22 protein-coding genes and 1 tRNA gene are annotated in these 23368 nt (G+C 63.1%); 9 read left to right on the top strand and 14 right to left on the bottom strand.

The window, feature by feature from the left end; genetic code table 11:
* Positions 1 to 205: 205 nt before the first annotated feature.
* The gene (locus SKA58_RS20300) at positions 206 to 400 is read right to left on the bottom strand and encodes a hypothetical protein (protein WP_009821781.1); all 195 of its coding nucleotides are present in this window, start codon (positions 398 to 400) and stop codon (positions 206 to 208) included.
* A 174-nt stretch (positions 401 to 574) separates the two neighbouring features.
* On the opposite strand from SKA58_RS20300, the gene SKA58_RS07450 reads away from it, so the two are divergent.
* From SKA58_RS07450 to SKA58_RS07415, 8 genes are all read left to right on the top strand, one after another.
* A complete protein-coding gene (locus SKA58_RS07450; protein WP_009821780.1) occupies positions 575 to 1933 on the top strand; it encodes an NAD-dependent succinate-semialdehyde dehydrogenase in 1359 nt (452 codons plus the stop codon).
* Between the two features lie 53 nt (positions 1934 to 1986).
* On the top strand, positions 1987 to 2721 hold the full coding sequence (gene recO / locus SKA58_RS07445) for a DNA repair protein RecO (RefSeq protein ID WP_009821779.1): 735 nt from the start codon (positions 1987 to 1989) through the stop codon (positions 2719 to 2721).
* Positions 2722 to 2771: 50 nt separating this feature from the next.
* The gene (gene leuB / locus SKA58_RS07440; RefSeq protein WP_009821778.1) at positions 2772 to 3815 is read left to right on the top strand and encodes a 3-isopropylmalate dehydrogenase; all 1044 of its coding nucleotides are present in this window, start codon (positions 2772 to 2774) and stop codon (positions 3813 to 3815) included.
* Positions 3816 to 3944: 129 nt separating this feature from the next.
* On the top strand, positions 3945 to 4319 hold the full coding sequence (locus SKA58_RS07435; protein ID WP_232209378.1) for a hypothetical protein: 375 nt from the start codon (positions 3945 to 3947) through the stop codon (positions 4317 to 4319).
* 61 nt (positions 4320 to 4380) lie between these two features.
* Complete coding sequence (locus SKA58_RS07430) at positions 4381 to 5379, top strand: threonine dehydratase (RefSeq protein ID WP_009821775.1); 999 nt, start codon at positions 4381 to 4383, stop codon at positions 5377 to 5379.
* Complete coding sequence (locus tag SKA58_RS07425; RefSeq protein ID WP_009821774.1) at positions 5376 to 6584, top strand: trans-sulfuration enzyme family protein; 1209 nt, start codon at positions 5376 to 5378, stop codon at positions 6582 to 6584. The genes SKA58_RS07430 and SKA58_RS07425 overlap by 4 nt, the downstream gene beginning before the upstream one ends.
* 31 nt (positions 6585 to 6615) lie before the next feature.
* Entirely contained in the window at positions 6616 to 7023 is a 408-nt protein-coding gene (gene apaG / locus SKA58_RS07420) for a Co2+/Mg2+ efflux protein ApaG (protein ID WP_009821773.1), read from the top strand.
* A complete protein-coding gene (locus SKA58_RS07415) occupies positions 7020 to 7811 on the top strand; it encodes a LysR family transcriptional regulator (protein WP_009821772.1) in 792 nt (263 codons plus the stop codon). Before apaG ends, SKA58_RS07415 begins: the two co-directional genes overlap by 4 nt.
* A gap of 9 nt (positions 7812 to 7820) precedes the next feature.
* On the opposite strand, the gene SKA58_RS07410 is transcribed toward SKA58_RS07415, so the two are convergent.
* The 3 genes from SKA58_RS07410 to SKA58_RS07400 form a co-directional block, all read right to left on the bottom strand.
* On the bottom strand, positions 7821 to 8504 hold the full coding sequence (locus tag SKA58_RS07410) for a DUF2490 domain-containing protein (protein ID WP_009821771.1): 684 nt from the start codon (positions 8502 to 8504) through the stop codon (positions 7821 to 7823).
* Positions 8505 to 8599: 95 nt separating this feature from the next.
* A complete protein-coding gene (locus SKA58_RS07405; RefSeq protein ID WP_009821770.1) occupies positions 8600 to 10228 on the bottom strand; it encodes an alpha-D-glucose phosphate-specific phosphoglucomutase in 1629 nt (542 codons plus the stop codon).
* Between the two features lie 69 nt (positions 10229 to 10297).
* Complete coding sequence (locus tag SKA58_RS07400) at positions 10298 to 10969, bottom strand: spermidine synthase (protein WP_009821769.1); 672 nt, start codon at positions 10967 to 10969, stop codon at positions 10298 to 10300.
* A gap of 170 nt (positions 10970 to 11139) precedes the next feature.
* On the opposite strand from SKA58_RS07400, the gene SKA58_RS07395 reads away from it, so the two are divergent.
* Positions 11140 to 11598, top strand: coding sequence for a hypothetical protein (locus SKA58_RS07395; RefSeq protein ID WP_009821768.1), 459 nt, complete (start codon positions 11140 to 11142; stop codon positions 11596 to 11598).
* On the opposite strand, the gene SKA58_RS07390 is transcribed toward SKA58_RS07395, so the two are convergent.
* The 10 genes from SKA58_RS07390 to SKA58_RS07345 form a co-directional block, all read right to left on the bottom strand.
* Positions 11574 to 13367: a hypothetical protein gene (locus SKA58_RS07390; protein ID WP_009821767.1), complete on the bottom strand. Its 1794-nt coding sequence runs from the start codon at positions 13365 to 13367 to the stop codon at positions 11574 to 11576. The genes SKA58_RS07395 and SKA58_RS07390 overlap by 25 nt on opposite strands.
* Positions 13364 to 15463, bottom strand: a complete 2100-nt coding sequence (locus SKA58_RS07385) for a DUF4175 family protein (RefSeq protein ID WP_009821766.1) — start codon at positions 15461 to 15463, stop codon at positions 13364 to 13366. Before SKA58_RS07385 ends, SKA58_RS07390 begins: the two co-directional genes overlap by 4 nt.
* On the bottom strand, positions 15460 to 16608 hold the full coding sequence (locus SKA58_RS07380) for a BatA domain-containing protein (RefSeq protein ID WP_009821765.1): 1149 nt from the start codon (positions 16606 to 16608) through the stop codon (positions 15460 to 15462). Before SKA58_RS07380 ends, SKA58_RS07385 begins: the two co-directional genes overlap by 4 nt.
* 5 nt (positions 16609 to 16613) lie before the next feature.
* The gene (locus SKA58_RS07375; protein ID WP_009821764.1) at positions 16614 to 17501 is read right to left on the bottom strand and encodes a DUF58 domain-containing protein; all 888 of its coding nucleotides are present in this window, start codon (positions 17499 to 17501) and stop codon (positions 16614 to 16616) included.
* A gap of 11 nt (positions 17502 to 17512) precedes the next feature.
* Positions 17513 to 18502, bottom strand: a complete 990-nt coding sequence (locus SKA58_RS07370; protein ID WP_009821763.1) for an AAA family ATPase — start codon at positions 18500 to 18502, stop codon at positions 17513 to 17515.
* A 127-nt stretch (positions 18503 to 18629) separates the two neighbouring features.
* Positions 18630 to 19328: a DUF4159 domain-containing protein gene (locus SKA58_RS07365; protein WP_009821762.1), complete on the bottom strand. Its 699-nt coding sequence runs from the start codon at positions 19326 to 19328 to the stop codon at positions 18630 to 18632.
* 17 nt (positions 19329 to 19345) lie between these two features.
* Positions 19346 to 20680 (bottom strand): TldD/PmbA family protein, encoded by a 1335-nt coding sequence (locus SKA58_RS07360; RefSeq protein ID WP_009821761.1) that lies wholly within the window; start codon positions 20678 to 20680, stop codon positions 19346 to 19348.
* Positions 20681 to 20701: 21 nt separating this feature from the next.
* Positions 20702 to 22336, bottom strand: a complete 1635-nt coding sequence (locus SKA58_RS07355; protein WP_037542257.1) for a TldD/PmbA family protein — start codon at positions 22334 to 22336, stop codon at positions 20702 to 20704.
* 277 nt (positions 22337 to 22613) lie between these two features.
* Positions 22614 to 22690, bottom strand: a tRNA-Pro gene (locus tag SKA58_RS07350).
* 106 nt (positions 22691 to 22796) lie between these two features.
* Positions 22797 to 23096, bottom strand: coding sequence for a JAB domain-containing protein (locus tag SKA58_RS07345; protein WP_009821759.1), 300 nt, complete (start codon positions 23094 to 23096; stop codon positions 22797 to 22799).
* Positions 23097 to 23368 lie beyond the last annotated feature (272 nt).

The following is a 23368-nucleotide window of genomic DNA, read 5'->3' as shown; positions in this document are numbered from 1 at the left end:
TGGCGGTAGGCGATTTGGTGGAAGTCGAGCGACTTTACGGCTGATTGTAGTACCGCCGCTTCGACAGATCTTTGCGTGGGGATGCTGATCGGATAGATTGCAAATCGCGAACGAAAGATGAACTGAAGCTTTGCGTTCTCCACCTACTTCGCAACCTAGCTCAAACCAACGGGCAGAAGGGGGCGGGGGGGAGGGTGAATTGAGATTAAGTGATTGTAAAAATAGGAGAATATTGATACTTTTGAAGTCGGATTTCTCTGCGGGCATAATTGCGGGCATGATCGCAATTGCCACAGAAAAATCCTTTGTTTTCAATCGGATAGTCAACAATTTCGGTTGCTGCCGGGCCCACCACAATCATCCCCAGGCACAATTCCATCGGATCAATGATGGCGGGCACTGGATCGGAGTGGCTTGCCCTGATCCGTCAAAACACAGCTTGGCTGTCGCGTCGGGCGGCCCGCTGGCCGGTTGCGCATCGCATCGACGGTGTGAACTTCGCCGCTGTGTTTTCGTTGTGCCCCTGCACGGACATTGCTGTGCCCCTTTCGAATCACCCCATCCGGAGCCAAGCATGAAGAGCATCAACCCCGCCACCGGAGAAGAGATCGCCACGCATGAGGAGATGACGCAGGCACAAATCGACGCCGCGCTCGACCGGGCAGAGGCGACCTTCGCGATCTGGCGCGATACGCCGATCGAGGATCGGACCGCCTTGCTCACCGCGCTGGCAGACGCCTATCACGATAATCGGGACAGGCTGGCCCGCATGGCGACACTGGAAATGGGCAAGACGCTGAAATCCGCGCTGGCGGAGGTCGACAAATGCGTCGCGGCCTTCCGTCATTATGCGAAGGAAGGCCCTGCAATGCTGGAGGGCGGCAGCATTACGCTATCGTCGGGCGGCAAGGCCGATCTGGTCTGGCTGCCGATTGGCCCGGTGCTGGCGGTCATGCCGTGGAATTTTCCCTATTGGCAGGTGGTCCGTTTTCTCGCGCCCTGCATATTGGCGGGCAATGTCGGGCTTCTCAAACATGCGAGCAATGTGCAGGGCGTCGCCGCGCTGATGCAGGAGATGATGGGCGCTGCGGGCGCACCTAACGGACTATTCCAGAACTTGCCTATTCGTTCGGACGCCGTGGCTGCCATCATCGCCGATGACCGGGTCGCCGCTGTCACCCTGACCGGCAGCGAGGGCGCAGGCCGCGCGGTGGCCGAGCAGGCGGGCCGGGCGTTGAAAAAAGTGGTGCTTGAACTGGGCGGCTCCGACCCGTTCATCGTCATGCCGTCGGCTGACATCGACGCGGCGGTCGACCAGGCCGTGACCGCGCGCATTCAGAATACGGGTCAATCCTGCATCTGTGGCAAGCGGATGATTGTCCATGCCGACATATACGAGGCCTTTCTGGAGCGCTATTCCGCCGCGATGGCGGCGGTGAAGGCGGGCGATCCCTTCGCAGAGGACAGCGACATGGGGCCGCTGTCCAGCGCGGAGCAGCGGCAGAGCGTGCTGGAGCAGATCGGAACGATGAAGGCGGCCGGCGCGACCTTGATCGGCGGTGAAGCCGCAACCGGGCCGGGCGCCTATATGCAGGCGGGCATTCTGACCGACGTGCCGGTTGATCCGACGTTGATGGGCGAGGAGATTTTCGGGCCGATTGCCATGCTGTTCAAGGCGTCGGACATCGACGACGCGCTCGCCATCGCTAACGCCATCCCCTTCGGCCTGGGATCATCGGTCTGGACCAGTGATCCGGCCGAGGAGGCACGGTTCGTTCGCGACGTGCAGGCCGGTATGACGGCGGTGAACCAGATGCTGGCCTCCGCGCCTGAAGCGCCCTTCGGCGGCGTCAAGCGCTCGGGCCATGGCCGCGAGCTTGGGCCGTTCGGGCTGCACGAGTTCATGAATCTTAAGAGCGTCTATCGCAAATAGGGTTAGTTCCCCATTGTTGAGGGGCGCGGCATCGCGGGGTAGAGACGGATACCATGCCCCACCTCTCCACCTTTGCCATCGTTTGCGCCGTGCGCGCCCATGGCGAACATGGAGCGATCGCGCGGCTGCTGACCCCCGATCATGGCCTGATGGCGGGTTATGTTCGGGGCGGACGGTCGCGCGCGATGCGCCCGGTACTGCTGCCGGGAAATGTGGTGAAGGCGGACTTTCGCGCGCGGACGGAGGATCAACTCGCCGGGCTGGCGGTCGAGCTGGCACATAGCCGGGCGCCGCTGCTGGCTGAGCCGCTGCCAGCGGCCGCGATCGATTGGAGCTGCGCACTGACGGCCGCAGCCTTGCCTGAAGCCACGCCCTATCCGGCGCTATATCAGGCGCTCGCTGGCCTGCTCGACGCAGTGGAGGCGGCTCCCGCAGCCCGCGGCTGGGCGGTGGCGCTAGTGCGCTATGAACTGCTGCTGCTGACGGAACTGGGCTTCGGGCTAGACCTCAGCCGCTGCGCGGCGCTCGGCGACGTCAATGACCTGGCCTTTGTCAGCCCGCGCAGCGCAGCGGCAGTCAGCCGGGCCGGGGCGCTGGGATATGAGCAACGCCTGCTGCCGCTTCCGCCCTTTCTGGTCGGCGGCGGCGCGGGAGATTGGGCTGACATCATGGACGGGCTGCGCCTCACCGGTTTCTTTCTGGAGCGGTCCGTCATGACCGAACGCCGCACTGATGTGCTGGCGGCGCGGGACAGACTGGTCGAGCGCCTCAAAAGGGCGGTTGCGTGAAACCTCCTGTCTCCATAAGGCGCTGCCACGCAAGATAAGGAGTGTAGGACATGTTGATCGCCCTGTTCCCCGGAGACGGCATCGGACCCGAGATCGTCGCAGAGGCAAAGCGCGTGCTCGACGCGCTCGCGATCGACGGACTGACCTATGCGGATGGGCTGGTGGGCGGCGCGGCCTACAAGGCGATGGGCCATCCGCTGCCGCGCGAAACGCTGGACATCGCGCGAAGCGCCGATGCGATCCTGTTCGGCGCGGTCGGCGATCCGGACTGTGATGCGCTGGAACGCCACCTGCGCCCCGAACAGGCGATCCTTGGCCTGCGCAAGGAACTGGGTCTTTTTTCCAATTTGCGCCCGGCCAAGGTCTTTCCCGAACTGGCGCATGAAAGCGCGCTGAAGCCTGAAGTGGCGGGATCGATCGACCTGCTGATCGTGCGGGAAACCAATGGCGACGTTTATTTCGGGGAAAAGGGTTTCCGGACGACGGCAGAGGGGCATCGCGAAGGCTATGACATCATGTCCTACAATGAGGCCGAGGTGCGGCGCATCGCCCATGCCGGTTTCCAGGCGGCGCGTGCCCGTCGCGGCAAGCTGTGTTCGGTGGACAAGGCCAATGTGCTGGAAACCAGCCAGTTGTGGCGCGACGTGGTGATCGAGGTCGCGAGCGACTATCCCGACGTGGCGCTCAGCCACATGTATGTCGACAATGCCGCGATGCAACTGGTCCGCAACCCCGGTCAGTTCGACGTGATCGTCACCGGCAACCTGTTCGGTGACATATTGTCGGATCAGGCGAGCATGTGCGTTGGATCGATCGGGATGCTGGCGTCGGCGACGCTGAACGGCAGCGGACAGGGGCTGTATGAACCGATCCACGGCTCCGCTCCCGACATCGCTGGTAGCGGCAAGGCTAACCCACTGGCGACGATCCTGTCGGCCGCAATGATGCTGCGTTATTCCCTAGGTCTGTCCGAGCAGGCGGACCGTGTGGAGGCTGCGGTCGCGCAGGCGCTGCGCAATGGGGCAAGGTCGGCGGATCTGGGCGGTGCAATGACAACCGTGGAGATGGGTGACGCGGTGCTGGCCGCACTGTGATAGCTCGGCTCACCGCAAATATGGGGTGTTCGCTTAACTTTGTCGCTGCCAGTCCGATTTAAGGAGAAAATGGGGTCGCAGATAATGATGATGGATTTGCGGCGCGACCATGACGGTCTGCGCCGGATAATGCACGATTTCGCGCTGATGATGCACAGCGGGCAGCTGAAAGATATGCCCGACGTCGGACGACGGCGCATCGCCTTTTCCCAAGGCTTTCGCGAACATATGGCGCGGGAAGACGCAATGGTGCAGACATTGCGCAAACGCCCCCTTCTGCCTGAGGCTAGTCAGGCGTTGCGCGAACATGGCCGCGCCATCGTCGCCCTGTTTCTACGCTACAGCGATCATATCAAGATATGGACGCCCGCTCAGATCGAAGCGGACTGGGCAGGCTATCGGGCAGCGGTGCTGGAACTGCAAGAAGGTCTACGCGACCGGATGGCATGGGAAGAACGGCACCTCCACCCGCTCCTGATGCCGAAAGATCGAATCGCTGCCTGACGGGGCCAATCAGGGCATACCGGTCCTGTCCTTCGGGACGGCGACTGCATAGAGAGATAGAATGACTGATCTCTCGCTCCCATCGCTTCGCGCCGCCGCCGACATGGTTCATGCACAGGTGCCGCCAACACCGCAATATGCCTGGCCATTGCTGGCGGCGCGGACGGGGTGCGACGTGTGGATCAAGCATGAGAATCACACGCCAACGGGCGCGTTCAAGGTTCGCGGCGCCATTCCCTATATCCACTGGCTGCGGCGCACGCATCCCGATGTCACTGGCGTCATCACCGCAACGCGGGGCAATCATGGACAGGCGCAGGTTCGCGCGGCGCGTGCGGCGGGGCTGTCCATCACGATTGTCGTGCCCCACGGTAATGCGCTCGAAAAAAATGCGGCCATGCGCGGACTGGGCGCAACGCTGATCGAGCATGGCCATGACTTCGACAGCGCCAAGGCGGAGGCGCTGCGGCTGTCGGAGGAACAGGGGCTTTACATGGTGCCGGCCTATCATGGCGAACTGGTGCGCGGGGTTGCGAGTTACGGGCTGGAGCTGTTCGACGCGGTGCCCGACATCGACACCGTTTATGTGCCCGTGGGCTGCGGATCGGGCTTATGCGGCACGATCGCGGCGCGGGACGCGCTGGGGCTGAAAACGAAAGTGGTCGGCGTCGTGTCGGCCCATGTCGACGCCGCTAAGCGATCGTTCGAGGCCGGGAAGCTGTTGGCCAGTCCCACCGCCCACACCTTCGCTGATGGCGTTGCCGTCTGCACGCCGGTACAGGAAGCGCTTGATTATTTTGGACCGCGCGCCGACCGGTTCGTTGCCGTCAGCGACGACGAGGTCGCCGATGCGATCCGCATTTACTGGGAAGATACGCATAATCTGGCCGAAGGGGCTGGCGCGGTGGCGCTCGCAGCGCTGATCCAGGAAAAGGACCGAATGCGCGGCAAGACGGTTGCGATAATCCTGTCGGGCGGTAATGGCGACCGGAGCCAGATGGCCGAGATATTGGGCGGCGCGACGCCGTGCGTTCAGCAGGATATGCGAAGGGCAATATGAAGCGGAAGAGCGGACAGAATCCGGAAATTACCAAGAACTGGAAGCCGGCGACGCTGGCGGTTCGAGGTGGGACCGCGCGCAGCGAATATGGCGAAACGTCCGAAGCGCTCTTCCTGACGAGCGGCTATTGCTATGACCGGGCAGAGGACGCTGCCGCGCGCTTCGCCGGTGAACAAGTTGGCATGACTTACAGCCGGCTCCAGAACCCGACGGTGGAGATGCTGGAACAGCGCATCGCCCTGCTGGAAGGGGCAGAAGCCTGTCGCGCCACCGCCACGGGCATGGCTGCGATGACGGCCGCGCTGCTGTGCCAGCTGTCGGCGGGCGATCATGTCGTGGCGGCCAAGGCGGCGTTCGGCTCCTGCCGCTGGCTGGTCGACACGCTGCTGCCCAAATTCGGCATTGCGACAACGACCATCGACGGGTGCGATACCGCCGCGTGGGAGGCTGCGGCGAAGCCCAACACCAAGGTCTTCTTTTTCGAGACACCCGCCAATCCGACCATGGACGTGGTGGACATCGCGGCTGTGTGCGCCATCGCGAAGGCGCGGGGGATTACCACCGTCGTCGATAATGCCTTTGCATCGCCTGCGTTGCAGCGACCGATGGAATTCGGTGCCGATGTGGTCGCCTATAGCGCGACCAAGATGATGGACGGGCAAGGCCGCGTGCTGGCTGGCGCAATCTGCGGCACGCGCGACTGGATCGATTCCGTTCTGCTGCCCTTCCACCGCAATACCGGGCCGACGCTGAGCGCGTTCAACGCCTGGGTGGTGCTCAAGGGACTGGAAACGCTGGACCTGCGTATCCGGCGGCAAAGCGATAATGCACTCAAGGTCGCCCGTTTCCTGGAGGGCCGGCTGCCGAAGGTCAATTATCCGGGGCTGGAAAGCCATCCCCAGCATGTCCTGGCGATGCAGCAAATGGACGCGGCAGGCCCGATCTTCTCGCTCTATGTCGGGGGTGGCCGGCCCGAGGCCCATGGATTGCTGAACGCGCTGGAATTGGTCGATATAAGCAACAATATCGGCGATTCCCGGTCGTTGATGACGCATCCGGCGTCGACCACTCATTATGGCATGGCCGAGGAGGCACGGCTGGAAGTCGGCATTACCGAAGATATGCTGCGCCTGAATGTCGGCCTGGAAGACGCCGATGATGTCATCGCCGACTTCGATCAGGCGCTGCGAGCGATAGGTCGTTGACCTTCTGGGGGGCAGGGCGCATCTGTCGGCCATGACGACCAGCTTTGCGCTCTTCCCCTTCCACGCGACGACGCGCGATATCGGCGTGCACGTGGCCGTCACTTATCTGCCCGAACAGTCGGAACCGGACAGGGGGCGCTGGTTCTGGGCCTATCATATCCGGATCGAGAATAGGGGCGATCAGCCGGCGCAGTTGCTGACCCGCCATTGGATCATCACCGACGGACGCGGCAATCAGCAGCGCGTCGACGGCGATGGCGTGGTCGGGGAACAGCCGGTGGTGCAGCCAGGAAAAAGCTATGATTATGTTTCGGGCTGCCCACTCGCGACTCCGACCGGGTCGATGAAGGGCAGCTATCGGATGATCGGGCTGGACGGCGAGATATTCGAGGTGAAGATTCCGCATTTCGCGCTGATCGCGCCGGCGATTGCCGAATGAAGCGAACGCATCTGCCGCTGAATGGCCTGCGCGTTCTGGACGCTGCCGCGCGTCATCTGTCCTTCACCCGCGCCGCCGACGAGCTGGCGGTGACGCCGGCCGCTGTTGGTCAGCAGATCCGTGCACTGGAGGATATGCTGGGCGTCGTGCTGTTCCGGCGCACGCCAAAGGGGTTGGAACTGACGCCGGAAACCGAAGGCGGACTGGATGCTTTGCGGGCCGGCTTCCTGCAATTTGAAGAAGCTGTGCGGGCGATGCAGGCTGGGCAATCAAGCAGCGCGCTCACCATTGCAGCGCCGCGCGACATCACCGCCAAATGGCTGCAACCGCGCCTTGCCGCCTATGCCGCGAGCCAGCCCGACCTGACATTTCAACTCATCGCTGCGGACGATGCGCTAGATTTCACTGAGGCAAATCTGGATCTTGCGCTGCGGCTGGCGGATGGTCCCGCCGAGCATGAGGGAGTGAAGATCGGTGATCCCACTTATGTGACAGTGGAGGCGGCGACCGGTGGTCCCGATCTGCGGATCGACTGGCCGGGCTGTCCAACGGACGATCGGCCGGCGATCATTCGCGTTGCCGATGGCGGTTTGGCGATCGAAGCGGCTGCAAACGGGTTCGGACGCGCACGGGTGCCGCAGCTGCTGGCGCAGGCGGACCTCGATGCCGGGCGGGTGCGTCAGGTGGGCGATCCATCGCCCACCCTGCTCGCCTATTGGTTGATCGCGCCGCTGCCGCAATGGCGGCAGAAAAAGGTCAAGGCGCTGGTCGAGGCGCTGACCGCCTGACCGGATCCATCAGTGTCGGAAGAACAGGGTCACGGACGCGACGTGATTGACGCGTGTGTCGCCACCGCGCTGGTTGATGACCTGGTTGAGATAGCCCACTTCCAGCGTGGAAGCACCGGGTAGGCCAACCTCTGCCCCAATGAAGCTGCGCAATTGGTCAAAACCTCCGCGCACACCCCAGTCGGTATCGTTCAGCGCGACGAAGCCCTCCGCATAGACCAGCGCGTTGAGCGCATCGCTGCCCGGATTGAGCGGTTTTTCATAGCGGAGCATTTCCCGCAGTCGCCAGCCCATGTCATCGCCATCGGAGCGCCATCGCTGCTCGAGGCGTGTGCGGGAGGACAATTCGCCTGCCCACGGCTTGCCGAGCGTCCAGTTGATCTGTTGAAAGCTGCGCTCTTCATTCACGTCCTTGCCGCCTTCGACCGGCACCACAATATAGGCAAAGCCCTGATAGAGCGTTACGGAGGGTGAGAATTTCCAGCCAATCGCGCCGCGGAATAGCGCCTGATCGATCCGCGATATTCCATCGCCGATGCGCGGCTGTATTTCGGCGAAATAGACGAGGTCGTCCTTGATCGAGCCCATGCTGGTGAGGTTCAGCCAGAATTGTTCATCCTGACTGGTTTCGGCGTGAGCAGGCGCGCCGAGACAGGAGGCGAGCGCGGACAGGGAGAGGATCAAACGGCGCATGATGGTCCGGGACCTAGGCGGTAATAAGGTAGCAGCCTTTAGCCCCCCGATGTTTCCCGGCCATGTCTGCGCTGTGACTTACTGTCCCCAAGCAATCAGGTGATGACGCTGGGACTGTCCATGCTGGTAAAGCCGCTGATGTCGGCGACCTCCTGTGCCGCAGCGATCAGGGGCGCGAGCGCGGCAGCCGTTTCCACGCTTAAATCACCATCGGAGGCAACATAGCGTTCGATATAGACGCGCAGCGTGGCGCCTTCCGTGCCGGTGCCCGACAGGCGGAAGACAATGCGCGAGCCATCCTCAAACAGGATGCGGATGCCTTGATTTTGGCTGATCGATCCGTCGGTCGGATCGGTATAGGCAAAATCGTCAGCGCTGCTGATCGTGCCGCCACTGTTGCTGGTGCCCGGAAGGGTGGTCAGCTTGTCGCGCAGCGCCGCCATTAAGGCGTTGGCCCTGTCCTTGGCGATCGCTTCATAATCGTGCCGGGCATAATAGTTGCGGCCATAGGTCGCCCAATGATCCGCCATGATGGCAGCGACGCTCTGTTTGCGCGCGGCGAGGATGTTGAGCCACAGCAGGACCGCCCAGATGCCGTCCTTTTCCCGGACATGATCGGATCCGGTGCCCGCACTTTCCTCGCCGCAGATCGTCGCCATCCCGGCATCGAGCAGATTGCCGAAGAATTTCCAGCCTGTGGGCGTTTCGTAGAGCGCGATGCCGAGCTTTTCCGCCACGCGATCCGCCGCGCCGCTGGTGGGCATGGATCGGGCGATGCCCTTCAGCCCGTTCGCATAGCCGGGCGCAAAATGGGCATTGGCGGCGAGGACGGCGAGGGAGTCGGAGGGCGTGACATAGCAATGGCGGCCGATGATGAGGTTGCGGTCGCCATCTCCGTCCGAGGCCGCGCCAAAGTCGGGCGCGTCCGCCGCCATAAGCCTGTCATAGAGCCCTTTGGCGTGCACCAGGTTGGGATCGGGATGGTGATGACCAAAGTCGGGTAGCGGGATGCCGTTCATCACGGTGCCGGCCGGCGCACCGAGGCGACGCTCGAAAATCTCCGTCGCATAGGGTCCGGTCACCGCGCTCATGGAGTCGAACGCCATGGAGAAGCCTCCGGCGATCAGCGCCTGGATAGCCCCGAAGTCGAACAGGCTTTCCATGAGATCGGCATAGGCGGCGACGGGATCGACGACCTCGACCAGCATTTCGCCGAGTTGCCAGGTACCTAGCCTGTCGATGTCGACGTCGGCTCCATCAATGATTTTATATCGGTCGATGACTAGCGATCGCGCGGCGATGGCGTCTGTCACCTTCTCAGGCGCGGGGCCGCCATTGCCGATATTATATTTGATGCCGAAATCCTCGTCCGGACCGCCAGGATTGTGGCTGGCCGACAGGATCAGGCCACCAAAGGCGCCCGCCGACCGGATCAGGTGCGAGGCGGCAGGCGTGGAAAGGATACCCTCCCGGCCGACGAGCACGCGGCCAAAGCCGTTGGCTGCCGCCATCTTGAGCACGGTCTGGATGACTTCGCGGTTGAGATAGCGTCCATCCCCCCCCAAAACCAGCGTCTTGCCTTCGAAACCGTCCAGGCTGTCAAACACCGACTGCACGAAGTTTTCCGCATAGTGGGGCTGCGCAAAGACGCGCACTTTCTTGCGCAGGCCCGAAGTGCCCGGCTTCTGGTCGGTGAAGGGGGTTGTGGTAACGGTCTGGATCACGCCGGCATCCCTTGCATCATTGAATATGTCCTTTTCGCGCGACCAACTGCGTCCTGCAATGGCGCATGTTCAGCCTTTTTGTGCAAACCAGATGACGTGGCGCGGTCCCTTGCCATTATCCCGGGCGCGGACAACCACTTCCTCGACGCGGAAGTCAGCGGTGCGCAGGCGTCGCGTGAACGCGTCGTCGGACCCGGCCGACCAGATGGCGAGGATGCCGCCGGGCCGAAGCGCCGCGCGGGACGCCTGTAACCCCTTGCCATTATAGAGCCGGTCATTGGCGGCGGCGGTGAGGCCGTCGGGACCATTATCGACGTCGAGCAGGATCGCGTCATAGCTGCCCTGCGCATCCGCGATCACGTTCACGACATCGTCGATCATGAGATGTACGCGCGGATCGTCCAGGCATCCTGCCGCAAGGTCCGCCATCGGGCCCCGCGCCCATTCGATGATTTCGGGAACCAGTTCGGCCACGGTGATGCGTGCGTCGGCCGACAAAGCGCCCAGCGCGGCGCGCAGGGTGAATCCCATGCCATAGCCGCCGATCAGGAGATGCGGGGCTTTCCGATTGCGCAGTCGTTCGATCGTCATCAATGCCAGCTGCTTTTCCGAACCGCTCATGCGGCTGCTCATCAACTCGTTTCGGTCGAGCACGATCATATGATCGCCACCGCGCCGATAGAGTTTGAGCTCCTGCCCCCCAGGAACTGTGGCAGAGCCCAGATATTCACGCGGCGTCATTACGATGTCCTAGCATTCCAAGATCAAGACGTGCGCATGGCAGCTTGGCTTCCGTCGCGCAAATGCTACAGGCGATCGCGTGCACTGGCCGGTGGTTGGCCGACCAGCGCCGGCGATGCTATCCGCCGTCTCCTCTCGTTTCCGACTCTCCACAGGCAGCCTTTTTCTTCATGCGCTATTTTCTCGACACCGAATTCAATGGCTTTGGCGGCACGCTGATCAGCGTGGCGCTGGTGCCGGAACATGGCGATCAGGAATGTTATGTATCTCTGCCGTTGCCAGAGGTAATCGAGCCATGGGTCGCGGGGCACGTCATTCCCTATTTGCGCCACGTGCCGCCGGGCATCGACCATGAACTGGATCGGGTCGAGGCGGCCGACCTTGTCGCCACTTACCTGGCCGGCGATTCCGATCCGGTGATTATCGCGGACTGGCCGGAAGATCTTGCGCATTTCTGCGCGTTGTTGGTGACGGGGCCGGGGCGGATGGCCGGGGTCGATTTCGGCCTGAAGCTGGAATTGATCAACGCCGCGGGCTTCAGCGCAGCGGCGAACAGCCGCGTCCCGCACAATGCGCTGCATGATGCGCGGGCGCTGCGTGACTTTTACATGCTTGACCGGGCCGGCTGAGACCGCCCGACCCGGCTGCGTTCCAGCCACCAGAGCAGCGCGCTGACCAACAACCAGGTGATGCCAAAGGGCCACGCCGTGCCGGGGGCATTGCGGGTCGCTTCGCTGGCGATTGCCGGGGCATTCGGGAGCAGCAGGGTTGCGTCTCTGTCGCGCGCGCTGCGCATGGCCGGCAGCGCGTCGGCGGGCTGAACGTAAAAGGGAGCGTTTCCATCCTTGGTGATGAGCCGATGCCACCCCGCTTTGACCGGCCAGAAAGCGGCGCACGCCCCGACAGGTTGCAGGGCAACAGCGGAACCGTCAGGCTGCTGCACCGATGCGCGAGGCCCTGTTCCGCAGAGCGACAGGCGTTCGCCCGCCCAACTGATCGCAGGGGGCGAGGCCGGGCTTGGCGCGGGTCGTATGACAGCGCGGGCCAGCGCTCTCCACCAATCGTCATACAGCGTCGCCCGCCCGGTCAGGACCAGCGCATAGCTGTCGAGCCCGGTGAAAAGCGCCACTCGTCCCAGGCCCTGCGCTCGCCATGCGGCAATGGGCGCGTCACCCCCATCTTGCAGAAGGGCTGCTGATGTCATGCCCAGGGGGGAAAGCGCGAGCCGGCTGACGTCTGGAATGAAATCGGCCGGCAGACGCATATCTTCCGGCGCCGTTTCGGTCGCGATGCCAAGGCGTGTACGGGCGATCGAAGCGGGAGCGGGTTTGGGCAAAACAAGGGGCGAAATACTGTTGGTGCCGGTCAGAGCGAAGCCCAGGTTTCGCCACTGCGATCGGGTTGTGGCATCCAGCGGGCCGGTCGGACGCAGGATCATGCCCAGGCCGTTGCGCACCGCCGTCATGAGCGCGGCGCGCCGTCCGCCCAGGGCGATCCAGCTGCGATCGTCGATCACCACGAGGTCGAACCGCGCGAGCGTGGCAGGATTGAGCGAGATCGGGGCGTCGCCTAACGAAATGCCTCCGCCTGTACTGATCTGACTCGTGACTTCGAACCCGGCGTCAGTCGCCCAGCGGCGCAGATATTTGATTTCCGGTCCCGGAGCGGCGGCGAGGAGCAGGAGCCGCAAGGGTTTTGGATCGCGCACGGTCAGGGGAACCAAGGCCTGCGCGAGAGTGCGGCCATTGGTTCGGACCCGCAAGGTGAAGAGGCTGTTTCCGGCCGCCCTGGCCGTGCCCGTCAGGCGGACATGCCCCTGCCGGTCGGGCGAGGTGACATCCGTCACGCGCCCGGCCGGATCGAGCAACTCGACGACCATGTTACTCGATGGCGTGACCATGCCGCCTACCCCGAAGCTTTCCCCCGGCGCAGCGACGGGTGGGGGTGTCACAGACACTATCCCGGCGGGCGGGGGTTGCGGATTGAAATCGACGTCGAGCCCGGACGCAGCGTCCATATCGCGCGGGGTGAACCCCGACCCCAGCACCGTGATGCGCCGGACCTGCGGATGCCGGCGCAAAGCGGTGGCCAGATCGGGAACATGCTCGGCGCCCTGCATGTCGCCGGCTTCGGGGAGCGCCAGGGTGGGCGCACCGGCGGGTTCGGCGAGTTGCGGCGCACCGGCCGTCGCGACGCGGATTACGTCGCCGCCAACCGGAACGGGCGGAGGATACAGGGTGAGGAAGAGCAACGCTGCGCAAACGGGTTGCAGGACAAGCAGCGCGATCAGGCGGGGCCGATGCGGCTGCGGCGACGCGCGATGCCATAGGATCAGGCGGACGGCCGCAAGCAACACGGCCAGGCCTAAGATTGCCGCAGTAATATGTTCAATCGTCATGATCCGCCGCCCTGAAGAGCCTGCAAATAGCGTGCGCCCATGGCATCGGGACGCTGTCTCGGCATGGGCTGGCCTGTCGGCCGTTCCATGGCGGTCCAGAGGAGGCCTTGCAGGCGAGCGCGGCAGGCTGCGCAACGTGGTTGCTGCCGGACGGCGTCGATCGCGGCGGTCAGCGCGAGCGGATCGGGGAGCCGCTCCGCGTTGGCGCGGACCCAGTTGCCGAGCGCCGTCGGGTCGGGAACCGCGCCGCTTTCCAGCGCGCGCCATGCTGCCGCGGCCGGTCCATCGCTGCGTTTGATTCCCGCGAGCTGAAGCGTACGGTTGCCAATGCCTTCCCGGTTGCCGGTCATCCGCCGCGTCGGATCGATAGGCGGGAGTTCCGGCCCGACGCGCGACAGGAAGATGCGGGTCGCTTGCTGCACCTCCTTGATGAAGCGTAGGGCACGATTGGCATAGGGCAGCGCGAGGTCTGGCCGACCCTGTTTGAGTTCCCGCTCCGATCCCCACATTTCGTCGACTGCTTTTTTGAGGATCGCCCGCGTTTCCGGATCGAGGCTGGAGGCAGGCGATTCGTCATGGGGGTGACCAAATTCCGCCAGCACATCTTCAGGCGCGCCGAAACCGGGGCTGGGTTTGAGGGGTGGGCCGTGATCGTGGCCATCGCCGTCGAAATGATGTTCGGCGTCGGCAGTGGGCAGCTCTGGCTCGCCTTCTTCCTCTCCGCCGAGGAACTGGCTGTAGCGGCCCCTTAGTATCTGTTGGTCGTTGCCGATCGTGCCGGATTTGGCGAGATAACGGTCGGACGACAGGGCGCGCTTTTGTTTGAGCAGGGCTTCGGCGTCGATGATGATCTGACGCTGGCTGCGGAAATAGGCCGGGAGAGTGGTGTTGACCATGCCTTCCAGGCCACCGCTTTCGGGCGCGCGCGCCGAAGGCCAGCGCAAGATGAGGCTAGGGCCGCGCACTTCTTGCGGTGAAGGGGTGCGATTGTCGTGGACGATCAGTTGGACCACCATGTCCCCACCTGCGGAAAAGCCGAAAGAAGAAAAATTCAAAACAGGGGCGAACCGCCGGTCCTGTGCCGCGCCGGTACCGCTGACAGGAATTTCACGTTCGGAAAAGGTCACATTCTCGCCTTCGCCGATCGCGAGCGTGATCCGCAAGCGCGCGGACGACGCGACGCCATAATCATCGGTTGCAGCAAAGGCGGGGGTCCAACTACGCTGACCAGCTTTTACCATAGTCAGCGCAGGGGTGAGCGCCTTCACCTGCGGCGGGTTGTCGGGCTGCGCATCGATGCGGTGGAGCGGCGGGGTGGGCCCCCGATCAGCTGCGGGATCAACCCGGTAAAGAAATGAGCGATCAAGCGTCAGGCCCGCGACCCAGTTGTCGCCATCGCGGCGGAGCGGCAGAGGCTTGCCATCTACCAACAACAGGCGCGGGCCTTGCGCTTCCGGATCGAACCGCAACGTCCATTCAAGGCGCGAGCCAAGCGGCGCCTGCACGTCGAGTTTGGCGGAATCGCGCTTGGGCAGCCCCGTATAGGCTGGGGGCAATATGCGCAGGTTCTGTGCGACGAGACGCGGGAGACCGGGCGCGGTAGCGATGCCTTCCTGGCTGGGGGCGAGACGTGGTGGGCCTTCACCTGGCCTCGGCCAAAGCAGCGCGCCAGCGACGATGACGGCTGCGACGCAGAAAAGACCGAGCAGCCATTGCTTCGACCAGCGGGGGACAAGGTCGTGCGGTGAGGCCTGATCGAGCCGGTCGGCTATACGCGCGCGTTGTAGCGCCTGAAGCGGTGTGATCGTTGTTGGTGGGGAGAAAAGCAGGGCGCTGCTATCCTCCAGTTCCGGGCGACTCGCGTCCAGGCTGTGGATGAGCCATGCGCGGTCCTGGCGCGTGGCGCGCCTACGGGCGAGGACCAGCGCGAGCGCGCCACCAGCCAGAAACAAGGCGGCTGCGGCAGCGAGACCTGAGATGCGCCAGGCGATGGCCGTCAGCGCGGCCAGGACGGGGAGGGCGAGGCCAAGCGTGTCGAGGAAGGATCGACGCCGCGCCGGGGCGACCCAGTGAGAAAAAAACCTTTGGGCGCTCATGGCGCTATGCTCCGACTGCGTCGGGACGCAAGCCAGCGTTCGACGCCAAACAGCAGCGCAATAATCAAGGCGAGCCATGGCGCGAGCGGTTGTGGCGGCAAGTCATAGGCACGCGCCCCCGTCATTGGAGCATAATCGCGAGCAGCAACACGATCGGGTGGGGGGGATGCAGGGCAGAGTGCTGCACGGAGGTGTAGGGGGAAATCCGCGTCGAGCAACAGCGGCATGGCATCGGGGCGGAGCGGGCGGGTCAGGCGAAGCACGTACCCTTGGTCAAGGCGTGCCGCTTCGCCCAGCGGCAAGCCGTCCTCGTCGCGCCAGACCGTAACGAAGCGAGTGCTTTCGGACAATTGGGCGTCGGATGGCAGCAGCAAAGTGCCGCCTTGAGATACCCAGTCTCGCACAGCCTGCGATACGCTGCCGGCTGCCAGCCAAGCCAGGCTCTGCCGGTGATCGGGCAGCGGGTCGGTCAGGTCGGCGCTTGGGGGAGCATCCTTTTGCTTCTCAAGCTGCCATGCGTCGGCGACCGCGCGCAGATAGCGCGCGCCGTCCTTATGCGCTTCGTCATGACGGACGGAGAGTGATCGCCCAGGCGGTTTGGAGGATGAGCGCTGTGGCATGGCGCCTGGCTGGATTTCCCACTTCACCGAACGCGACAGCCGGATGCGGTCGGCGTCGGTGCCCGTGATGATCCGTGGCGTCACGATCGTCAGGGCTGCGCTCTGTGGCAGATCGGCGTCCAACTGTCTGATCAGACTGGCGACGGGAATACGACCGCGCGGTTCGGGAGCGTCGATGTTCGGGAAACCGGGAGCAAGCCAGTGAAGCCGGGCGGCGGGATAGGCCGCTGGGTCGACTTGCGCGCCGGGAAGAACCGCAACATAAGGTCGGTCATCGGCAGCGCCCCAAAGCACCGGCCGGGCCAGAAGAAGTGCAAGCAACGCGAGGAGCAGCAAGCGCACCAGCAAAAGGGGCCATTCGTCGAATCGCAAGCGGGAACGCGGCCGTGGCTTCTGGCGCAGCCAGCGCAGGGCAGCGAAATCCGTGGGCTGTTGCTCGCTGCGGCGGGCGATATGAATGACCAGCGGGACGATCAGCGCAGCCAGCGCCGCTAGAGCGGCTGGAAACAGAAGCCCAAAACCCATCGCGCTCAATCCGCCGTGCCAGGCGCCGCAAACAGGCGACGCAGGGGCAGATCGACAGGCTCATCCAGCACATGCGCTACGTGGCGTATACCGGTGGCGTCCAGACGGGCGTGCAGCGCTTCCCGCGCAGCGCCAAAGCGGGCAAGGAACTCTGTGCGCCGCGCGGCACCGTCCGCGAGCAGTTCCTCACCGGTCTCCGGGTCGCGGAATCGAAAGCCTCCCGTGAAGGGAAAGTCCCTTTCGGCGACCGTCAGCATCTCGATCACCAGCGTTTCGCGCCCTGCCGATGCCAGCTTCTCCACCAAGGCCACGGCTCCGTTGTCGAAACAGTCGCTAAGCATAATCACGAGATCATGCGTGCCGATCCTTTCCCACAAGGGGCCTAACTGATCGTTGGAAGCGAAGGTCCGGGCTGCGGCTATGTCCAGCAACTCCAGCATCATTCGGTCGCGCTGGCGTAATCCCATCGCGGGAGGGACCAAGCGCAGCCCTGAATCACCCAGCGCGATGAGGCCGAACCGATCGCCCTGCTGCATCGCGAGTTCGCCGATGGCCGCAGCGATCGCCTTGGAGGCATCCAGGCGGCTGTAATCGGGTCGCGCGGCATCGCTCTGACCCATCGATGCGCTGGCGTCGATCAGGATCCAGATCGCGACCGGACTTTCGCGTTCCGCTTCGCGCACGAAGAATTTGTCGGAGCGAGCGTAGAGCTTCCAGTCGATCTGTCGCAATTCGTCGCCCGGTTCATAAGCGCGATATTGCGCGAATTCCAGGCCCGCGCCCCGGCTATGGCTTTGATGCAGGCCGATGCCGTGCGACCCCACGGCCCGACGCGTGACGAGGCGCAGTCCGCGAAGGCGGCTGCGCACGTCTGGGGGGAGGAAGTCGGCCATGGCTGCGCGGATCAGGCCAAAGGCACCGCACGAACGAGCGCGGCAACCACGTCGTCAGCGCTGCGTCCCTCTGCTTCCGCCGCGAAGGAGAGCAGAAGCCGATGCCGCATGACCGGCGCGGCGAGCGCGGCGATATCCTCGCGCGTAGCGGCGAGCCGCCCTTGCAGCAAAGCCCGCGCCTTGGCGCAGAGGATCAATGCCTGTCCGGCGCGCGGGCCCGCGCCCCATTTCACATATCTGCGAATCTCTTCCGGCGCGGTATCGGCGGGACGGCTGGCGCGAACGAGGCGGGTGACCCAAGCCAAAAGATCGTCGCTCAAATTGACATCGCGGACCAGCTTCTGGAGGGCGAGTACTTCCTCGCCCTGCATGACCGTCGGCACCATGCCGCCGCCTGCGCCGGTAGTCTGGGCAAGAATGGCGCGTTCTTCCTCCTCGGTCGGATAATTCACGCGGACATGGAGAAGAAAGCGGTCAAGCTGCGCTTCGGGGAGGGGGTAGGTGCCGGCTTGCTCAAGCGGATTCTGGGTCGCAAGCACAAAGAAAGGGCGGGGAAGCTGATGCGTGACGCCGGCATAGCTAACGGTCTTTTCCTGCATCGCCTCCAGCAACGCCGCCTGGGTTTTGGGCGGCGTGCGGTTGAGTTCGTCGGCGAGCAGCAAATTGGTGAAGATCGGCCCCTGCTGAAAACGAAAGCTGCGATGGCCGGTGCCATGATCCTCTTCCAGCAATTCGGTGCCAAGGATATCGCTTGGCATCAGGTCAGGCGTGAATTGAACCCGGCGGAAATCGAGTTTGAGCGCTTCGCCCAAGGATCGGACGAGAAGCGTCTTGCCCAGACCCGGCACGCCTTCGAGCAGGCAATGTCCGCCAGCCAGAAGACCGATCAGTAGTTGCTCTACGATATCGGCCTGTCCGACGATGGCCTGGCCAATGGCGGCGCGCAAGTCGGCCAGGCGCGCGAGGCGAGCCTGGATATCGGCTTCGGTAAGGTCGGTCATGATAGTGATGGCCCTTGTTTGACAGTGTCATCCCCGCGAAAGCAGGGTTCCATCTCCGAAAGGTGCGGAAATGGAGAGCGCAGGAGGTAAGTACCCGCTTCCGCGGGAATGACGTGCGATTGGAAAGTCACACCGACAGCGCGTACATCACGATATTGACGGCGAATTTCGTATTGTCCTCGGCCAAGAAGCGTTTGTTGCGCCAGTCATAATCCCATTCGCAGCCATAATCCTTGTTGCTGTAAAGAACGCCGAGGCGGCCATTCACCTCTATGCCCTTGAGATACTCATGGACGAGGTCGTCGCCCCAGCCATTGAGTTCGAGCGCGGTATTGGGCGGGCCGTCGAATTTGAAGAAGCTGCGATAGATGCCGTGGCTGTCCGGCAGTTCGACAAGGGCGCTGGGGCCGAAAATCTTGGCCATCTGGGCTTCGAACGAGCGGGCGAACAGCCCGTCAATGTCGTGATTGCAATCGTCGACCATGACAAAGCCGCCGCTGCGCACATAGCGTTCAAAATTCCGTCGCTCTGCCGGCGAAAATTCCACCAGCTTGTGACCGGCCATGTAACAAAAGGGCGCGGTCAGCATCCTGGGGTCAGACAGCGCGATCACATGCTCCTTGGGGTCGACGCGCAGGGTGGTGTAGTCGATGAGCGAAGTGATGATGTTGGACGGCGCGCGCTGATCAACATCCCAATCGCCCGAATCATAGCGAAGGCGGGTGAACCAGAAATCATAGCCACCCGTTGCCGCGGCCAGCGGCCTGGCCAGCATAGCGCTGGACAGGCCGCCCGCCATCAACCGGAGAAAGTCGGCGCGCGTCATCCTCCGGCCGACTCCCCTTACACCGCGTCCGAAAGCGAGGTGAAGGTGAAGTCGCGTAGTTTCATCGGCGGAATAACCATGGTGGTATCCGATTCGTCGCTCTTCACCCGAACCGGTTTGCCGAATTCCTCGACATTGTTGAGCATGATCACCGGGCTTTCATTGAAGCGGAAATTTTTCACCGGATATTTGATCTGCCCATTTTCAATATAGAATGTGCCATCGCGGGTCAGGCCGGTGAGCAGAACGGTCTGCGGATCGACCATGCGGATATACCAGGTGCGCGATACCAGGATGCCGCGTTCGGTCGTGCGAATGAGGTCGGCGGTCGACTTTGTGCCGCCTTCCATGATGATGTTGCCGAACCCGGCCTGTTCGGGCCTACCCTGCTTTTGCGCCCAATAGCGGCTATAGTTCATGTTCATGAGCTTGCCGTTCTGGATGATGGGCATTTTTTTGCGCGGCAGGCCTTCGTCATCCCAGGGGTAGACTGCTGCGCCCGGATAGGCCGGATCGGTGAACATCGTCACCTGCGGGCCGTAGACCTGCTCTCCCAGTTTGTTGCCGCCGCCCTTTTTCGACAGGAAGCTGCGCCCTTCATCCGCCGACCGCGCGTCGAAGAAATACATCATGAAGGCGACGAGGCCAGCCGCAGCCGCAGGCTCCAGGATGACGGTATATTTGCCCGGTTCCAGCGCCTGCGCACCGGCAGAGGCGCTGGCCTTGCGCATGGCGACGCGGATGTCCTCGCCCGCGTTGAACTGGGCGACGTCCTGAACATTATGGCCGACCCAGCCCGATCCCCGGCCGTCCTGCGTGCGGACGGTGCAGGTATAGTCGCTGCTGGTCGACGTCTGATAGCCGTAATTGCCCTTGCTGTTCATGAAGGCGACGAAGCCCGCCTGATCTTCGAGATAGCCTGCCGCCACCAGATTTTCCGCGCGGCACGGCCCGATCGAATCGCTGGCGACCTTTGCGCGATACGCCGGGTCGATGGCGGCTGTCGGCGCGCTGAAGGTGTTGGTCTTGAGATATGTCTGCTGCGGCACCGCAGGCATAAATTCAGGGTTTTCCGGTGCCAGTCGCGCCAGTTCCTCGGCGCGCCGTACCACCCGCTGGAGCGAGGCGTCGTCAAACTGGTTGATCGTGGCGGTACCCACGCGCTTGCCGAACGCGACCTGCACGGCGAGCTGGACGTCATCGGTCACACCGGCGGTCGATACGTCGTTGCGGGCGAAGCGGACATTGCCGCGCGTCGCGCCATTTAATTGCGCGGTGCATTCGTAGGCCTGCGAAAAGCCGACAACCTTGGTCAGGATCGCCTTGGCCTGCGCTTCGGGAAAGATGCTCATCTGTTTATCTCCTAAAGCGTATCAGCCGAGCGAACGCGCGGTGTTGATGACGTTGATGCCATTGAAGCGCGCGGTCGAAGAGCCATGCGATACGGCGGACACCTGCGCGGGCTGGCCCTTGCCATCGAAGAAGGAGCCGCCGAGGCGATAATCGCTGGCGTCACAGACGCCCGCGCAGGCGTTCCAGAATTCGGGCGTGCGGATCTGATAGGCGACATCCTCGATCTGCTGGCCGATCTTGCCATTCTTGATCTCGTAGAAGAGTTGGCCGCCGAACTGCGCATTATAACGCTGCTGGTCGATCGAGAAGCTGCCGTCGCCGATGATATAGACGCCGTCTTCGACGTCGGCGATCATGTCGGTAACGCTCATTTTCTGCTTGCCGGGTTCCAGGCTGACATTGGCCATGCGCTGGAACTGCACATTGGACCAGCTGTCAGCATAGCAACAGCCGTCCGATTCCGTCTTGCCCTCGATATGCGCCTGATCGCGGATCGCCTGATAGCCGACCAGCTTGCCGTCGCGGATCAGGTCCCACTTCTTGGTCTTCACGCCTTCATCATCATAGGCGACGGCGCCAAGGCTGCCAGGCTGGGTCTTGTCGGCGACGATGTTCACCTTGTCGCTGCCATATTGGAAATGGCTTTGCATCTTGTCCATCGTGGCAAAGCTGGTGCCGGCATAATTGGCTTCATATCCCAGCACGCGATCGAGTTCGAGCGGATGACCGACCGATTCATGGATGGTGAGCCAGGTGTGCGACGGGTCAAGCACCAGGTCATATTTGCCCGGCTTGACCGAAGGTGCGGCAATCTTCGCCTTGGCCTGCTTGGCCGCGGCGATCGCGTCTTCCTTCATGTCATAGGACTGGCCGTAGACGGTTACGCCGTTGGGCAGCACGGTCTTGCCCGATGCCGCGCCGTCCAGATATTCAAAGCCCAGGCCCATGGGGGCGGACAGGCCTTCACGTGTGCGGAATTTGCCGCTTGCCTGATCGACGGCGGTGACTTCCATCGGCGCCCAGATGCGGTGCACGTCCTGGTCGATATAGCTGCCATCGGTGCTGGCGAAATATTTCTGTTCGTTGACGAGGAACAGCGTGGAGCGAATGAAGCTGGCGCCTGCGTCGAGCGCGGCTGCATTGACGCCCATCAACAGATTGACTTTGTCCTTGATCGGCACGGTCATGCTGTTCTTGACGATCGGCGTGCGCCAGCTGACTTCGCCCACGCCTTTGACCGGCGCGAGTTGAACCGGCGCGCTTTGACCCGGCGCATTGGCCTTGGCGATGGCGACGGCCTCGCGCGCAGCCTTGGCGACGGCGTCAGCGGTCATGTCGTTGGTGGCGGCAAAGCCCCACGCGCCGTCAGCGATGACGCGGACGCCAACGCCGGTCGATTCGGTGTTGACGATGTTTTCGACATTGCGTTCTCGCGTAATGACGAATTGGCGGAGATAGCGGCCGATCCGCACGTCGGTATAAGTGGCGCCGGCGCTCTTGGCCGCATTCATCGCGGCGTCCGCCAATTGCTTCTTCACCGCAACGTCGATGGCGCTATCCAGCGCTTCTGCGGCGATCACTCGCCCGAAAGCAGCCGGCAGCATGAGGCCGCCCACGCCCATGGCCCCGAAGGCCAGAAAATCGCGTCTATGCAAGATGTGTCTCCCACCTGCCCATGCCCGCATGATGCGGGTCGGATTATGCCGAATATCTGGCCACTGGCCGTATTGGCTTGATAAGACGGCATCATTGCCGCCGGGACGGGCGGGGTCAAACATCTTTTACGATCGGACAACTTTGGTTCCGCCGCTTTCGACACATGTCATCTGTCGAAAATAGTTATGCTGGATGAAGGCGCGCCCAACAGCGAATAGCGGACACGGCAAGAAGCCGGTCCGCTGTGATTTCCGCGTCATTTGCCGAAAAGAAATGTGGTCGGGGAAAGAGGATTCGAACCTCCGGCCCCTGCCTCCCGAAGACAGTGCTCTACCAGGCTGAGCTATTCCCCGACCGATGCCGAAGCCGCTTTCGAAAGCGGCCCCGTAAGGCAGGAGTGCGCCTATAGAGACGGCTTTGCGGGCTGGCAAGCGGGCAGGCGCGCTTTTTTTATGCGTTTTAGAGGAGACCGGCGGCGCGAAAGCTGAACCACTGATCCCCGGCGGCGATAAGGTGATCCGCCACCCGCAGGTCAAGTGGTCTGACGCTGCGGATAATCGCGCGGGTCAGGGTGATGTCGTCAGGTCCTGGCGACGCGGCCTGATGCGGCGGGCGGCGCTGCATGAGGGCAATCCAGTTGTGGCCGTCGACCACCAAGTCGGGCAGGACCGCCGTCCAGTGATGGCGGACGGGCAGAATGCGCCGGGGGCGCCACCCATTATCCAGGATCGTCACGGCAAAAGCGCTGGGGCCAGACATGCCGCGACTGTGGGGTCGGCGGAAGGCGCATGGCCAGACCCAAGCCGATCCGCTTCGGGAGTAACGCGCATCAAGAATATCCGTTTCGGACCCGGCATTGGCTGAGCGTTCCCGCTGATATAGAGCGAGCCCAACGAGACTCATTTCACAGGATGTCGTTTTGACCGAGGCACATGGTGCGCCAGCGCCCATTATGAGCAGCAATATCTCGACTGATGCGGCATATCTGGCTGCGTGTAATGAGCGGATCGATCCGGACTGGCGTTGGCACG

This window comes from Sphingomonas sp. SKA58, from assembly GCF_000153545.1.
Lineage (GTDB): Bacteria > Pseudomonadota > Alphaproteobacteria > Sphingomonadales > Sphingomonadaceae > Sphingobium > Sphingobium soli.
The sequence above is the reverse complement of the archived record's forward strand: the minus strand, read 5'-3'. Positions and strand labels throughout refer to the sequence as shown.

Coding starts and splice junctions, on each gene's coding strand:
- SKA58_RS07450 (WP_009821780.1), top strand. CDS start 575: ATGAAGAGCATCAACCCCGCCACCGGAGAAGAGATCGCCACGCATGAG.
- recO (WP_009821779.1), top strand. CDS start 1,987: ATGCCCCACCTCTCCACCTTTGCCATCGTTTGCGCCGTGCGCGCCCAT.
- leuB (WP_009821778.1), top strand. CDS start 2,772: ATGTTGATCGCCCTGTTCCCCGGAGACGGCATCGGACCCGAGATCGTC.
- SKA58_RS07435 (WP_232209378.1), top strand. CDS start 3,945: ATGCACGATTTCGCGCTGATGATGCACAGCGGGCAGCTGAAAGATATG.
- SKA58_RS07430 (WP_009821775.1), top strand. CDS start 4,381: ATGACTGATCTCTCGCTCCCATCGCTTCGCGCCGCCGCCGACATGGTT.
- SKA58_RS07425 (WP_009821774.1), top strand. CDS start 5,376: ATGAAGCGGAAGAGCGGACAGAATCCGGAAATTACCAAGAACTGGAAG.
- apaG (WP_009821773.1), top strand. CDS start 6,616: ATGACGACCAGCTTTGCGCTCTTCCCCTTCCACGCGACGACGCGCGAT.
- SKA58_RS07415 (WP_009821772.1), top strand. CDS start 7,020: ATGAAGCGAACGCATCTGCCGCTGAATGGCCTGCGCGTTCTGGACGCT.
- SKA58_RS07410 (WP_009821771.1), bottom strand. CDS start 8,504: ATGCGCCGTTTGATCCTCTCCCTGTCCGCGCTCGCCTCCTGTCTCGGC.
- SKA58_RS07400 (WP_009821769.1), bottom strand. CDS start 10,969: ATGACGCCGCGTGAATATCTGGGCTCTGCCACAGTTCCTGGGGGGCAG.
- SKA58_RS07395 (WP_009821768.1), top strand. CDS start 11,140: ATGCGCTATTTTCTCGACACCGAATTCAATGGCTTTGGCGGCACGCTG.
- SKA58_RS07390 (WP_009821767.1), bottom strand. CDS start 13,367: ATGACGATTGAACATATTACTGCGGCAATCTTAGGCCTGGCCGTGTTG.
- SKA58_RS07385 (WP_009821766.1), bottom strand. CDS start 15,463: ATGAGCGCCCAAAGGTTTTTTTCTCACTGGGTCGCCCCGGCGCGGCGT.
- SKA58_RS07380 (WP_009821765.1), bottom strand. CDS start 16,608: ATGGGTTTTGGGCTTCTGTTTCCAGCCGCTCTAGCGGCGCTGGCTGCG.
- SKA58_RS07375 (WP_009821764.1), bottom strand. CDS start 17,501: ATGGCCGACTTCCTCCCCCCAGACGTGCGCAGCCGCCTTCGCGGACTG.
- SKA58_RS07370 (WP_009821763.1), bottom strand. CDS start 18,502: ATGACCGACCTTACCGAAGCCGATATCCAGGCTCGCCTCGCGCGCCTG.
- SKA58_RS07365 (WP_009821762.1), bottom strand. CDS start 19,328: ATGACGCGCGCCGACTTTCTCCGGTTGATGGCGGGCGGCCTGTCCAGC.
- SKA58_RS07360 (WP_009821761.1), bottom strand. CDS start 20,680: ATGAGCATCTTTCCCGAAGCGCAGGCCAAGGCGATCCTGACCAAGGTT.
- SKA58_RS07345 (WP_009821759.1), bottom strand. CDS start 23,096: ATGTCTGGCCCCAGCGCTTTTGCCGTGACGATCCTGGATAATGGGTGG.